This window comes from Oryzophilus luti (assembly GCF_059726245.1).
This window is the reverse complement of the sequence record NZ_AP040874.1, coordinates 3,059,631-3,073,658: the sequence shown is the minus strand read 5'-3', so window position 1 is coordinate 3,073,658 and position 14,028 is coordinate 3,059,631. Positions and strand designations below refer to the sequence as shown.

Sequence of the window (14,028 nt, the reverse complement as noted above, 5' to 3'; positions counted from 1 at the left end):
CAAAACCGACGTGCCGAACGCCCGGTTCCGGAGCGGCAGGCCGTCGCGTTTTGTCCGCCGAAGAAATTTCCGCATCCCTTGCGCGCCTCTCACATCTGTTACCGTAGAAGGTACGAATGAACGTCAGCACACGATTCACGGTCGCATTGCACATCCTGACCCTGTTGGCCTCGAAGCGTGAGGAGCCAATGACGTCGGAGTTCATTGCAGGCAGCGTCAACACCAACCCGGCCTTTGTGCGGAGGTTGATGGGCTCGCTGCGCAAGGCTAGGCTGGTGAGCTCGCAGCCGGGCAACGGCGGCGGGTGGGAGCTGGCGGCAGACCCGGAGAAGCTGACGCTGACGCAGGTGCGGCACGCGGTCAATGAAGGCTCGCCCTTCCAGATGCACTCGCAGCCGCCCAACCCGCGATGTCCCGTGGGGCGCAACATACAGCGCGCGCTGGGGCCGATTTACCGCGACGCCGAGCAGGCGATGGAAGCCCGGTTGGGCCAGACCACGATTGCCAGCCTGCTGCGTTCGGTGGAGGCCCGGGGCCGTTGAGTTTTTTTTGAATAAAACTGTAACCGTAACGGATACGAATCATCCAACTACACGAACCGAAGAAAGGGAAGGAACAAGTCATGAAGATCGCCATCACTGGAGCCACCGGCCAACTGGGCCAACTGGTCGTCAATCAATTGAAGCAGCGCACCGCCGCTGCAAACCTGGTCGCAGTGGTGCGCACCCCGGCCAAGGCCGCGGCGCTCGGCATTGAGGCCCGTCCGGCTGACTACACCAAGCCGGAGACTCTGGAGAAGGCGTTCGCCGGCATCGACACGGTTCTTCTCATCTCCTCCAATGAGATTGGCCAGCGCCAGGCGCAGCACAAGAACGTCATTGACGCCGCCAAGAAGGCGGGCGTGAAGTGGCTGGTCTACACCAGCCTGCTGCATGCCGAGACCTCGGCCATCACCGTGCTGGCCAACGAGCACATTGCCACAGAAGCTGACCTGAGGGCCTCCGGCATTCCCTACACCATTCTTCGCAACGGCTGGTACACCCAGAACTACACGGCCTCTGTGCCGGGTGCGGTCAAGGGCGGCGCGTTCCTGGGCGCGGCTGGCGAAGGCAAGATCAGCTCGGCTCCGCGTGCGGACTACGCCGAAGCGACGGCCATTGTGCTGACCACCACGGGACACGAGAACAAGGTGTATGAACTGGCGGGCGACGAGGCCTACACGCTGACTGACCTGGCGGCGGAGATTTCCCGCCAGACCGGCAAGAACATTCCGTACAAGAACCTGACCGAAGCCGAGTATGCCAAGACCTTGGAAGGCTTCGGTCTACCGGCCCCGATGGCGGGCGCCTACGCAGCCTTTGATACCGGCGCCGCCAAGGGCGCGCTCTATGACAACGGCCGCCAACTCTCCAAGCTGCTGGGCCGCCCGACCACACCGCTCTCCGCAGTGGTGGCCGAAGCGCTAAAGGCGTAATCGTCCGGTAGAAACTCGAAGGCCCGCATCGCGATCGACGGTGCGGGCCTTCTGCTGTTTTAATTTGGTTGCGAGCCGTGCAGCGACCTACTTCTTCCGGTCCTTGCGGCGCGGGTTCACCGGCATGTCGTAGAGATGGAATGGCACGTCAACCTTGACGGCGGCGTTGACGGCGCGGCCCTGATACTGCGCGGGCGTGAACCGCCACTGCTCTACGCACTTGATGGCTTCTTCTTCCAGGCCGTATCCGACTGGCGTGAACACCTGTGTGCCCGCCACAGTGCCGTCGACCTTCACCACCACCCAGAGTGTTACGGTTCCTTCCTTGCGGGCGATGCGGGCGGCCGCGGGGAAACTCGGTTTGATGCTGGTGGCGATTGCAGGGGAGACCAGGCCCGCCTCGGTGCTGTAGATCGGCTCGCCCCGGTAGTTGTTTGGCAGCGGCACCGGGATGGAGGGCTTGCCCTCCGCGATCTCAACTTTGCCAGCGAAATATTTCCAGTAGTTCGGCACGATGCGCGTAATGGATTCGGTGCTGCTGACGAAGATTTGTGAAAGCGCGTCGATGGTCTGCTGCTCCTGTACCGGATCGCGGCGGACATGGAGCACAATATCGGCGCCCCGCGAATATTCGCGACGGGGCTCTCCGTTGGGGAAGCTGATGATCTGGCGGTGGCCGAAGATTTCGATGCGGGTGGCCTCGATGGCCACGTCGGTGATCTCGATGGCGCTGTCCATGGTCCACAGGCCGGGCCGTGGATTCAGCAGTGTGCCTTGCTCGTCATAGGTGAGCGACGTGCCGGCAGGGAAGTCGCGCAGCACCAGTGTCTTGTGCAGCAGCCGGCTTGAAAGTTCGTACTCCAGCTTGGCGGAGCCAAGTTGGGCGTGGATGGCCGGAGCGGCCAGTATCAGCAGCAGGGCAAAGGTAAAGAAGTGTTTCATCCGGCGCATGTCAATAAGGAAGGGTATTCCGTGGCGTGCTTTCTGTCTATGGGGCGAATATTCACGAACCATGGACCGGCGCGCGCCGTACTCTGGTGTGCACGCATTCGTGCCGGAGAACGATTCTTGGCGGAACATCACGTTTGTCCCTGGTGGATGGGATACCTGTTGGCAAGTCCTTTGCGCCGTCTGTGGCATAACCCGGAAAGGATTCTCGGTCCGCATCTTCGTGCGGGCATGAGAGTTTTTGAGCCCGGCCCGGGCATGGGCTATTTCACGCTTCCGGCAGCGCGGCTGGTCGGCGCCGATGGACGGGTGGTGGCCGTCGACATTCAGCCGAAGATGCTGGAGGGATTGCGGCGGCGGGCGGTCAAAGCTGGCGTAGGCCCACAGGTGGAGACACGCCTGGCGACAGAAGGCCTTGGCTTGACGGACCTCTCCGGCGGCATTGATTTTGCGCTGCTGTTTGCCATGGTGCATGAGGTGCCAGAGCCGCAACGGTTGTTTGCCGAGGTGAGTGCCACGCTGAAGCCGGGCGGGCGCGTTCTGTTTGCCGAGCCGGCAGGCCATGTGACCGCCGAGGCCTTCGCGCGCGAGCTTGGCTGGGCTGCCGAGTGCGGGCTGGAATCGGTGCAGAAGCTGGAAATCCCCCGCAGCCAAGCCATGTTGCTGGAGAAAATCCAAGGATAAGCCTGTTTTTGCTAGGCACTGAGAGCGGGGTTCGGTACAATTTGCACAGCCGAAGACGATTGGTCTGCGCAGTGGCTCAAAGGCCGCTGGCAGGAGCCTTGTGCGCCCGGAGCGTTTGACAGTAAGCCTCCAGTTGCGCTACGCTCAAGGTTCGGCTGTCCTGCGGTTGCCCGCCTGACGGTCCCCGTTGCGGAGAAGTTCTGCTGACGGGTAGACGCCCAGAGCACCCCGGTCTTTATTTGCAAGGGTACACAGGGAATCCTGCGCGGCTGAGCGCTGCACGGGAAGTCTTGGAACGAGCGGTCTTCTCGTCTGGTTTTTCAATACTGAGCGGATCTCAAGTCGGAGTCTCCTTCGATTTTGCTGCCACATGGAGTAGGTGCGGCGGTGTTTCGGAGGGACCTTTCACGAATCCGGTCTGGGAGATTTAGGAATGTCTACGTATTTCCCCAAGGGGGAGATTGCGCGCAAGTGGTACGTGGTTGATGCGGATGGTCAGACGCTGGGTCGTCTGGCTTCGCGCGTGGCCCGCATTCTTGCCGGCAAGGATAACCCCCAGTACACGCCCTTTATCGACACTGGCGATCACGTCGTGGTCATCAACGCCGCCAAGGTGAAGGTGACCGGCCTGAAGGCCACCGACAAGGTCTATCGCCGCTACACGGGTTTCCCGGGCGGACTGCGCGAGGAAGAGTTCCAGAAGCGCCTGGAGCGCAAGCCGGAACTGATCGTGCAGGAAGCCGTCGAGGGCATGCTGCCCAAGTCGAAGCTGGGCCGCGCCATGGCCAAGAAGCTGAAGGTTTACCCCGGCGCCGAGCACACCCAGCAGGCGCAGAAGCCGGAAGCCAAGGCAGCCGGCCGCAGAGATTAAGAGAGAAGAGTATCTATGGCTGATCTGGTTCAGTATTACGGTACGGGGCGCCGCAAGTCGAGCGTAGCCCGCGTGTTTCTGCGCCCCGGCACGGGCAACTTCACGGTCAACGGCAAGCCGGCTGACGAGTATTTCGTCACCGACGCGCAGCGCATCATCGCGCGTCAGGCTCTGAACCTGACCGAGACCCTGTCGAGCTTTGACGTGGTCGCCAACTGCTCCGGCGGTGGCGTGACCGCTCAGGCCGGCGCGGTTCGCATGGGCACCGCCCGCGCGCTGCAGGAGTTCAATCCTGAGCTGCGTTCCAAGATGAAGGCCGAAGGCTTCATGATGCGCGATGCGCGTCAGAAGGAGCGCAAGAAGTACGGCCAGAAGGGCGCCCGCAAGCGCTTCCAGTTCAGCAAGCGTTAATCGCTTCACCGGGCTGCGCTCGGCGGTTTTCCGCCGAGCGCGCTTTGGTGTCTGCTTCCCAAACGCTGCTGCTGGTTTTACAGGTTTGCCGCCGGATGCGTGGTTCCGGCTCCGCGCGGCATGAAACATCAACCGGGACCAAATCTTCCCGCACCCGTTGTCAGCAGACACGCAGGGGCGGGCTACGGGAATTGAATTCCAGGGCGGCTGTCTCGCGCCAGGGAATGCAATCCAAGGAGAAGGAGGTTCAGTGGCGAATATCACTATGAAAGAGCTGCTCGAAGCGGGCGTCCACTTCGGGCACCAGACGAAGCGCTGGAACCCCAAGATGAAGGAATTCATCTTTGGTGAGCGCAATGGCATTTACATCATTGACCTGCAGAAGACGCTGAAGATGTTCAAAGAAGCGTCCAAGTTCGTCACGGACCAGGCTGCCGAAGGCAAGACGGTGCTGTTCGTTGGCACCAAGCGCCAGGCGCAGGAAGCCATCGCCGAAGAGGCGAACCGCTGCGGGATGTTCTACATCAACCAGCGCTGGCTCGGTGGATTGCTGACCAACTGGGTGACCGTCCAGAAGTCGGTGAAGCGGCTGAAGGAACTGGACGAAATGGCCACCGATGGCCGTTACGAACTGCTGCCGAAGAAGGAAGTCGTCAAGCTGGAGCGCGAGCGCAAGCACCTGCAGGCGAACCTGGCTGGCATCAAGAACCTGAGCCGCCTGCCGGACGTTCTGTTCGTGATCGACTCGAACAAGGAAGGCATCGCCGTGAAGGAAGCCCGCAAGCTGGGCATCCCGGTGGTTGCCGTCGTCGATACCAACTGCGACCCGAGCGAAGTCGACTACGTGATTCCGGGCAACGATGACGCACTGCGCGCCATCCGTTTGTTCGCCTCCAAGGTCGCCGATTCCTGCGTGGAAGGCAACGCCGCCGCCAGCGACAAGCAGGCCGCCGATCTGGCTGCCGGCATGGCCGCTGAGGCTGCCGCCGCGCCTGTCGCGGAAGGTGTGGCTGTCACCACCTCGGCCGAAGACGTCAGCATGGAAGACGTTCTGGGCAAGGGCGTGCGCAAGCAGCCGGCCGCTGCAGCCGAGACCAGCAACGAGCAGGTCGAGAGCCGCTAGTCGCGAAGTAATTCTCACGACGGCCCGCGCTGCTTCCGGCAGTCGCGGGTCGTTTTGTGAGAGGCCAGTTTTTCCGGGCGCCATTCATGGCCCCGCAATCAGAATCTGTCACTCTGGCCGTTGACGGCCGGAGAGCCGTGCAGGATCGACGCGGCCCTGCCGCGAAATTGATAGGGAATTCAACGAAGGAAAGGTTTCAGAAATGGCTGAGATTACCGCAGCAATGGTGAAGGACCTGCGCGAGAAGTCGGGCGCGCCAATGATGGACTGCAAGAACGCACTGACCGAGGCCAAGGGCGACCTGGAGCAGGCCTTCGTCGTCCTGCGCAAGAAGGGCATGGCTTCGGCCGCCAAGAAGTCTTCGCGCACCACCAGCGAAGGCGCCGTCACCAGCTACATCCACGCTGGCGGCAAGATCGGCGTGCTGCTGGAGATCAACTGCGAGAGCGACTTTGTGGCCCGCACCACTGAGTTCCAGCAGTTGTCGCATGACATTGCCATGCACATCGCCGCCGTGGACCCGAAGTACATCCGCCGCGAAGATGTTTCGCCCGAGGCCTACGAGAAGGAAAAGGACATCTACCGCGCGCAGGCCGCCGCAACCGGCAAGCCGGCGCAGGTCGTCGAGAAGATCGTCGAGGGCAAGATGGCCAAGTTCTACGAGGAAGTCTGCCTGCTTGACCAGCCGTTCATCAAGGAGCAGAGCACCTCGGTGAGCCAGTTGATCGGCGCCGTGGTCGGCAAGCTGGGTGAGAACATCACCGTTCGCCGTTTCGCCCGCTTCAAGGTTGGCGACACGACCGAAACGGTCGCCATCACCAAGCCGGCCGCTGAGGCCGCCGCCGAGTAATCGGCGCTCACAAGCAAGTTGCAATCAGCACGGGGCGGACATTGTCCGCCCCGTTTTGTTTTGAATCGTGTAAGATCGCGTGCCTATGAAGGTCCTCCCCGGCATTCGCACCTGGATCGCCGCGAAGATCAAGAACATTCAGGGAGAGGAGCCTGCCCATACGCGTTCGGAGGACCGGCCTCTGTCAGAGGATGAATTGAAGCTGATTCTCTGGCTGATTGAGCACGGGGAGCCCGATGCCAAGCGGTTTTCGGAGCAGGTGTCCTCTATTCGAGTCACCGGCTCATGCAGTTGTGGCTGTCCGACGATTGACCTAACTGTGCCGAATGCTCTGCCCCAAGGCGGTTCGGCTCCGCGCACCCTTTCCGATTTTGTCGGTCACACTCCAGAAGGGTGGCAAGTGGGAGTCATGCTCTTCCAAGCCGGCGGGCGGCTCTCATGTCTTGAGGTTTATAACCTCTCCGAGCATGAAGGGGCGTTCGGGCTTCCCGAGATTTCAACATTGCAGGCCTTTGAGTCTCGCTGATTCCTGCTGGAGCTACATGCGGCGCATGGCGCCCCGCGTGGCAGTGCCTCGCATCTCCCGTCATTTTCCGGCGGAATTCCCCGAATAGTGCCCGCATCGTTTACACTTGTCGGGGTAGCCCTGCAACGTGGCTCCCGCTCAATTCCGGCGCTGCAACGGCGCCCACGACAGGATGGGACATGGCGGAACCAGTCTATAAGCGCATACTTCTGAAGCTTTCAGGTGAAGCATTGGCGGCCGGCCAGGGCTTTGGCGTCGACGGCGACCGCGTGAACGAGATTGCGGCCGAGGTGGCCGCGGTTCACAACATGGGCGTACAGGTAGGTATTGTGGTGGGCGGCGGAAACTTCTTCCGCGGCGCCGAGAGCCAGTACATGGACCGCGTGCAGGCCGACCACATGGGCATGCTGGCGACGGTCATCAACTCGCTCGCGCTGCAGAGCGCCATTGAGAAGGCCGGTGTTTACACCCGCGTGATGAGCGCCATTGAGATGCACCAGGTCTGCGAGCCGTACATCCGCCGCCGCGCCATCCGCCACCTTGAGAAAGAGCGCGTTGTCATCTTCGGCGCCGGAACCGGCAACCCGTACTTCTCCACCGACACGGCCGCATCTCTGCGCGCCGTGGAAATCAACGCCGACGTCATCATGAAGGCCACCAAGGTCGACGGCATCTACGACGCCGACCCGATGAAGGTGCCCACGGCCAAGATGTTCCAGGAGATTACCTTCAGCGAAGTGCTGAACAAGGGACTGAAGGTGATGGACGCCACGGCCATCAGCCTGTGCCGCGAAAACAAGCTGCCCATCCTGGTCTTCAACCTGAACACGCGCGGCAATATTGAACGCGTGGTGACCGGGGAAAAGGTCGGCTCGCTGGTCAAGGGCTAGCCCGCCGGACGAAGCGATTGGAGCGGCGCGCACGGCGCCCCGGCCGGGTGCTGGCGCGTGCCTTTCTCCACAGACGCGGGGGCTTGCCCGCTCGTATATAATCACTGTTCGTTTACGCGGGGAGGACCCCGCGAGGAGCAATTATGGCGCAAATCAGCATGGCCACCGTGCCCGCACTCAAAGACACTTCCACCCAACTCAGAGCCCGCATGCAAAAGGCGGTGGAGGACTTCCGCCAGGACCTCGCTTCGCAGCGTACCGGCCGCGCCTCCGTGCACCTGTTGGACACGGTGCAGGTGGAGGCCTATGGTTCGCCCATGCCGATCAACCAGGTGGGCAACGTCAGCGCTCCCGAGCCGCAGTTGATCACCGTGCAGCCCTGGGATGTGAGCCTGATCGGCGCGATTGAGAAGGCGATCCGCAACGCCGGCCTCGGCCTGAATCCGATGAACGACGGCAAACTCATCCGCGTGCCGGTGCCGGCGCTGACCGAAGAACGCCGCAAGGAGATGGTGAAGGGCCTGGGCAAGATGCTCGAGAACCATCGCACCGCCGTCCGCAACATTCGCCGCGACGGCAACGACGCCATCAAGAAGGCGCTCAAGGACAAGACGATCACCGAGGACGAAGAGCGCGGCTGCATGGAGACCCTGCAGAAGCTCACTGACGAAGAGATCAAGAAGATGGAAGAGATGTGCAAGACCAAGGAAAAGGAAATCATGCAGGTGTAACGCCTGGTTTCATGGTCTGAAAGTTCAAGCCCCTGCCGAGTGCGGGGGCTTTGCTTTTGCATGCAACTTGGTTGTACAAAAACGTCCGGAGTGCGCGCGCCTACCAAAGTCACAGGCCGGTGTGACGAAGCCGATATAATCGCAGGATGAAGCGAGTGGTTCACGCGGCCTGCCCGCACGACTGTCCGGACGCCTGCTCGGTGCTCATCACCGTGGAGGATGGCCGCGCCACGCGCATTCAGGGGGACCCGTTGCACCCGGTGACGCGCGGCTTTCTGTGCGCCAAGGTTGCCAAGTATCTCGACCGCGTCTACTCGCCGCAGCGGCTGCTTCATCCGATGAAGCGCGTGGCTCCCAAGGGGCAGCGCGGCCTTGAGTGCTTCGAGCCGATTGGATGGGATGAGGCACTCAGCCTCGTGGCGTCTCGCTTGAAAGACATTGCCGCCAAGCACGGGCCGGAGTCGATTTTGCCGTACAGCTACGGCGGCACGCTCGGCGCCATCCAGAGCAGCTCGATGGATCGCCGATTCTTTCATCGTCTCGGCGCCTCGCAGCTTGACCGCACCATCTGCTCGGAGGCTGGCGAAGTCGGCTACATGAGCGTGGTCGGGCGCAAGCTCGGTACGGAGCCGGAGCAGTTCCGCCACGCGCGCACCATCCTGGCCTGGGGCGCAAACATTCACGGGAACAACATTCATCTGTGGCCGTTCATCGAAGAAGCGCGGCGCAGTGGTGCGCGGCTCATCGTCATTGACCCCTACCAGACGCGCACGGCGCGTGCCGCCGACTGGCACCTGCAAATAAATCCGGGCACCGACGTTGCGCTGGCGCTCGGCATGATGCACGTCATCTTCGCCGAGGGCCTCGCCGATGAAGACTACATTGCCCGCTACACGGTGGGCAGTCAACAGTTGAGGTCGAAGGCCGTTGAATACCCGCCAGAGCTCGTAGCGGAGATCACGGGCATTGCGGCCGAGGACGTTCGACGCCTCGCGCGTGAATACGCAACGGCGCAGCCATCGGTCATCCGCGCCAATTACGGCTTGCAGCGCTCGCAGAACGGCGGCATGGCCATGAGGGCCATCACAATGCTGCCCTGCATCACTGGCGCGTGGCGGCACGCGGGTGGCGGCCTGTTGATGTCCACTAGCGGGGCATTTGCGCTGAACAAGCAGGGGCTGCGGCGCACCGAACTGATGCACAAGGCGCTGGGCCGCACGGCCCGCACGCTCAACATGAACGAGCTGGGTAAGGTGCTGACCAGCGAGCTCACGCCTCCGGTGAAGGCCCTGTTTGTTTACGCCTCGAACCCTGCGGCGGTGGCGCCGAACCAGCGGCTGGTGCTCGAAGGACTGCGACGCATGGACCTGTTCACCGTGGTGCACGAGCAGTTCCTGACCGAAAGCTGCGACTACGCCGACGTAGTGCTTCCGGCTACGACGTTTTTCGAGCACGCCGACCTTGTCACCGCCTACGGACACTATTACGTGCAGCGCAGCGAGCCGGCGATTGCCCCTCTCGGCGAGGCCCGCTCGAACACCGCGCTCTTCCGTGCGCTGGCCGAGCGCATGGGATTTGATGAGCCGTGCTTCCGCCAGAGTGATGAAGAGCTGATCGCCGAAGCCCTCGCGGTGGACGATGCGTGGATGCAGGGCATCACGCCCGAGACGCTGGTGGAGAAGAAGTGGCAGCGGCTGAATTTCCGCGGAGTAGAGGAGTGCGAAAACTCCACTGATGACAACGCGGCCGCGAACAGCGGAGAAGCGAAGCCGTTCCTGCCTTTTGCCGAAGGCGGCTTTGCCACCGCGAGAGGCAAGGCCGAGCTCTACAGTGCAGAGCTGGCCGCGCAGGGGCATGACGGAGTAGCGGAGTTTGTGCCGCCGGTGGAGTCGCGCCACGGCGAGCCGTCGCCGTACCCGCTGGAATTGCTGCCGCGCAAGCATGACAACTTCCTGAATTCGACTTTTACGAACCTGCCGGGGCACCGCGCGCTGGAGCGCACGGGCGAGCTGGCGATGCACGCGCAGGATGCGACGGCCAGGGGTATCTCCGAGGGTGACCGGGTAAGAATTTTCAATACGCGGGGAGAGCTTTTTCTGCGGGCGCGCGTCGGCTACACTGTAGCTGCGGGCGTGGTTGCCGCAGGGTTGGACGGCTTTGCGCCCTCGGGTGCGAAGAACGTCAACCTGCTCACCAGCGACCGCCTGAGCGACATGGGCGGAGGCGCAACTTTCTATTCGACTCTGGTCGAGGTAGAGAGGGCCTGAACGGGGCCAGGGGCAGCCGGTCCAAGGTTTTCACCCAGCGAAGGGCTGGGTACATTCCGGGTTGGAGTTCCATGCGCCCGGAAGGTATAATTGGCCCTTCCGGTTTGAGTTTTCAATTACTTGAGGGTCTTCCTATTTTCCGCCTGTCGAAATACTGCCCAGCGTCCCCGGTAGCTCCCCTGCGGAGCGTGGCAAAGGCCATGCGCTTCGTGGTGGTGATGTGCCTGCTTGCCGCGTTTGCCTATGCGCAGCAGGGGGTGATTGAAGACATACGCATCCATGGCAACCGGCGTATTCCGGCGGATACCATCAAGGCCCGCATGTTCACACGTGCCGGTGATGTCTACGACGTCAATGCGATGCAGCGCGACTTCCACGCCTTGTGGAACGCCGGCTATTTTGACGATCTGCGCATCGAGCGTGAAGAAAGCCCGAAGGGCTGGGTGCTGCACGTCTACGTCAAGGAAAAGCCGACCATCCGCGAGATCAAGTACGTGGGCCTGAATGCGGTCACGCAGTCGGACGTGCTCGACAAGTTCAAGGAACTCAAGGTCGGCCTCTCGCAGGAGAGCCAATTTGACCCGACCAAGGTCAAGAAGGCCGAAGTGGTGCTGAAGGAATTGCTGGCCGCGCACGGTCACCAGTTCGCCACCATCCGCACGGAAATCCGCCAGATCCCTCCGGCCGCCGTCGGCGTCACCTTCAACATCAAGGAAGGACCGAAGGTGAAGGTCGGCAAGATCCGCTTTGAGGGCCTGCACCACGTCAAGAAGCGCCTGCTGCGCGACGCCATGAAGAATTCCAAGCCCATCGGCATTCCGCACAGCCCGGTGCTGGGGTCCATTTTTGCGCGCACCTTTGACGCCACCAAGTTGAACGAGGATGCCGAGCGTGTGCGCCTGGCCTTCCAGGATGAAGGCTACTACCGCGCCATCGTGCAGGACCCGAAGACGAAGATCCGCGACACGCATCCGATCCTCTGGTACAAGCCCTACAAGCGCGGCCACGGCAAGGTTGTCGATATCACCATGCCGGTCGAAGAAGGCGAGCGCTACAAGCTGAAGGAGATCACCTTCAGCGGCAACAAGTCGATCACCAACAACGCGGCGCTGCGCAAGCTGTTCAAGCTCAAGGACGGCGAATGGTTCAATCGCACCGCGATCGGCAAGGGTCTGGAAGAAATGCGCAAGGCCTACGGTTCGCTCGGCTACATCAACTTCACGCCGATTCCAGACACGGTCTTTGATGAAGAGCACAAGTCCATCACGCTGAAGATCGATGTGGACGAGGGCAAGCAGTTCTTTGTCCGCCGCATTGAGTTCAGCGGCAACACCACCACGCGTGACAAGGTCATCCGCCGCGAACTGGCGCTGGAAGAAGGCCAGGTCTACAACAGCCAGCTCTGGGAAATGAGCCTGCTGCGCCTGAACCAGCTCAATTACTTTGAGACCTTGAAGCCGGAGCAGGATTCGACCGTCCACCAGGATGTGGCCTCCAACTCGGTCGACATTGACCTGAAGGTGAAGGAGAAGGGCAAGAACAGCATCGGCCTCACCGGCGGTGTCAGCGGCTTGTCCGGTTCGTTCATCGGCCTCACCTACGAGACCAATAACTTCCTCGGCATGGGCGAAACGCTCAGCGTCTCGTTCAACATCGGCAGCCGCCAGCGCGACATCATGTTCGGCTTTACCGAGCCGTACGTTTTCGATCGTCCTCTGCAACTCGGCTTCACTGTGTTCTCGCGCCGGTTCAAGTATGACCAGGCGCAGCAGGCTTCCATCAGCAGCGGCCAGAAGCTGAACCTTCCTTCGAGCTACCTGAACGCACTGCAGAACTACACGCAGTCGAGCACGGGCTTTACCCTGAGCGGCAGCTATCCGCTGCGCCGGTCGTTCAAGCGCGTGGGCCTCACCTATTCATGGGACCGCTCGTCGATCACGACCTATTCGGACGCCTCCAAGCAGTACTTTGAGTACCTGGCATTCCGCAACGTCAGCGGCCCGAACGCGCTGGAAGGCATCATCACCAGCAAGATCGTTCCCAGCCTGTCGAAGAACACCATTGACCGTCCGATGAACCCGCATCGCGGCAGCAGCTATTTCATCGGCTTGGATTTTGCCGGCTTGGGCGGCACCGTGAACATGATTCGTCCGGTGGCGGAGTACAAGCGCTTCATTCCGATGAAGGGCTTCCATCCGAACGCGAATGGCTCACAGACGCTGGGCTTCCGCCTGCAGAGCTCGTTTGTCACCGGCTATGGCAGCAGCAGCTATAACGGCAAGAGCTACTCGCGTGTGGCCCCGCCGACCGAGCGCTCCTACCTGGGCGGCGATACTGACCTGCGCGGCTTTGATATCCGCGCGGTTTCGCCGGTGGGCTGGATTGCCGATAAGGTCAACTACTCGATCAAAAATCCGGACGGTACCTCGGTTCTGATCAATCCCAGCAATCCGAGATCCGGTTATCAAACGGTGACGCTGCCGATCTACCGCCTGGTCTATCCGGGTGGTGATACCAGCGTGGTTGCCAACGTCGAGTATCGCATCCCGATCGCTGGCCCCGTGACCCTGTCGTTCTTCACCGACTTCGGCATGAACATGGCGGTCCGCCAGTCGCAGTTGCAGTTGAGCGCGCAGCAGGTGGAAGCCTTGAATGCCTCGAATTACGGATGCACGGGCTACTACGAGAATTCGTTGGGCGAGGGCGTATGTCTGGGTTCTGTGCACCAGAGTTACGGACGCGACCTGAAGCCGCTGGCGCACACCAACTACGTTCCGCGCATGTCCAATGGCGTGGAGTTGCAGGTGGTGATGCCGGTGATCAACGCCCCGTTCCGCATCTATTACGCGTACAACCCACTGCGCATGAACACAGAGGTTCATCCTCCGTCGGAGATCAGCTGCTCGCTGTTCCCGCAGAGTTCTTCGCCGACCTATAACTGTGCGCAGGCGAACGCTTCTTACAGCTCGAGTTATAAGTTGATCGAGCCGAGGAAGACGTTCCGCTTCACGGTGGCGACTACGTTCTAGTTCACAGAAGCAGCCCTGTGGAGTTGGCACAGGGCCGCAGCGATGGGCAGTTCTGGCAAGCAAAAATGGGCCGAAAGTGGCATCAGCAAAGGTTTGACGCTGTTTCCGGCCCACAACTATAATTTGATTACCGAAAAGGACTTTTTCTTCTGGGTTGGAGCCATCGCAGCCGCATCGAGCTCGCCCGCATCGGAAAGGTTTTTGCGGAATCTCCGAAACACACG

13 protein-coding genes are annotated in these 14,028 nt (G+C 61.4%); 12 read left to right on the top strand and 1 reads right to left on the bottom strand.

The genetic code is table 11. From position 1 onward, the window contains the following. Positions 1–116: 116 nt before the first annotated feature. Together AC6IZO_RS13015 and AC6IZO_RS13010 are read left to right on the top strand one after the other, a co-directional pair. Entirely contained in the window at positions 117–542 is a 426-nt protein-coding gene (locus AC6IZO_RS13015) for an Rrf2 family transcriptional regulator (RefSeq protein WP_497805290.1), read from the top strand. Positions 543–622: 80 nt separating this feature from the next. Next, on the top strand, positions 623–1,474 hold the full coding sequence (locus tag AC6IZO_RS13010; protein ID WP_497805288.1) for an SDR family oxidoreductase: 852 nt from the start codon (positions 623–625) through the stop codon (positions 1,472–1,474). A gap of 87 nt (positions 1,475–1,561) precedes the next feature. Here the strand turns inward: AC6IZO_RS13010 and AC6IZO_RS13005 are convergent, their stop codons facing one another. Then, on the bottom strand, positions 1,562–2,416 hold the full coding sequence (locus AC6IZO_RS13005) for an energy transducer TonB (RefSeq protein ID WP_497805286.1): 855 nt from the start codon (positions 2,414–2,416) through the stop codon (positions 1,562–1,564). 48 nt (positions 2,417–2,464) lie between these two features. Here AC6IZO_RS13005 and AC6IZO_RS13000 point away from each other — a divergent pair, with 48 nt between their 5' ends. The 10 genes from AC6IZO_RS13000 (at position 2,465) to bamA (ending at position 13,804) form a co-directional block, all read left to right on the top strand. Then, positions 2,465–3,106, top strand: coding sequence for a class I SAM-dependent methyltransferase (locus tag AC6IZO_RS13000; protein ID WP_497809964.1), 642 nt, complete (start codon positions 2,465–2,467; stop codon positions 3,104–3,106). A gap of 433 nt (positions 3,107–3,539) precedes the next feature. After that, the gene (rplM, locus tag AC6IZO_RS12995) at positions 3,540–3,977 is read left to right on the top strand and encodes a 50S ribosomal protein L13 (protein ID WP_497805284.1); all 438 of its coding nucleotides are present in this window, start codon (positions 3,540–3,542) and stop codon (positions 3,975–3,977) included. A gap of 15 nt (positions 3,978–3,992) precedes the next feature. After that, the gene (gene rpsI, locus AC6IZO_RS12990) at positions 3,993–4,388 is read left to right on the top strand and encodes a 30S ribosomal protein S9 (protein ID WP_497805282.1); all 396 of its coding nucleotides are present in this window, start codon (positions 3,993–3,995) and stop codon (positions 4,386–4,388) included. A 250-nt stretch (positions 4,389–4,638) separates the two neighbouring features. After that, positions 4,639–5,511: a 30S ribosomal protein S2 gene (gene rpsB, locus AC6IZO_RS12985; protein ID WP_497805280.1), complete on the top strand. Its 873-nt coding sequence runs from the start codon at positions 4,639–4,641 to the stop codon at positions 5,509–5,511. Between the two features lie 202 nt (positions 5,512–5,713). Continuing rightward, positions 5,714–6,361, top strand: a complete 648-nt coding sequence (gene tsf, locus AC6IZO_RS12980) for a translation elongation factor Ts (protein ID WP_497805278.1) — start codon at positions 5,714–5,716, stop codon at positions 6,359–6,361. 85 nt (positions 6,362–6,446) lie between these two features. Beyond that, on the top strand, positions 6,447–6,887 hold the full coding sequence (locus AC6IZO_RS12975) for a hypothetical protein (RefSeq protein ID WP_497805276.1): 441 nt from the start codon (positions 6,447–6,449) through the stop codon (positions 6,885–6,887). Positions 6,888–7,066: 179 nt separating this feature from the next. Continuing rightward, the gene (gene pyrH, locus AC6IZO_RS12970; protein ID WP_497805274.1) at positions 7,067–7,777 is read left to right on the top strand and encodes a UMP kinase; all 711 of its coding nucleotides are present in this window, start codon (positions 7,067–7,069) and stop codon (positions 7,775–7,777) included. Between the two features lie 143 nt (positions 7,778–7,920). After that, positions 7,921–8,508 carry a ribosome recycling factor gene (gene frr / locus AC6IZO_RS12965; protein WP_497805272.1) on the top strand — a complete coding sequence of 196 codons (588 nt, stop codon included), beginning with the start codon at positions 7,921–7,923 and terminating at the stop codon, positions 8,506–8,508. Positions 8,509–8,654: 146 nt separating this feature from the next. Beyond that, positions 8,655–10,775 carry a molybdopterin-containing oxidoreductase family protein gene (locus tag AC6IZO_RS12960; RefSeq protein WP_497805270.1) on the top strand — a complete coding sequence of 707 codons (2,121 nt, stop codon included), beginning with the start codon at positions 8,655–8,657 and terminating at the stop codon, positions 10,773–10,775. 188 nt (positions 10,776–10,963) lie between these two features. Then, positions 10,964–13,804 carry an outer membrane protein assembly factor BamA gene (bamA, locus tag AC6IZO_RS12955; protein ID WP_497805268.1) on the top strand — a complete coding sequence of 947 codons (2,841 nt, stop codon included), beginning with the start codon at positions 10,964–10,966 and terminating at the stop codon, positions 13,802–13,804. Positions 13,805–14,028: the final 224 nt, after the last annotated feature.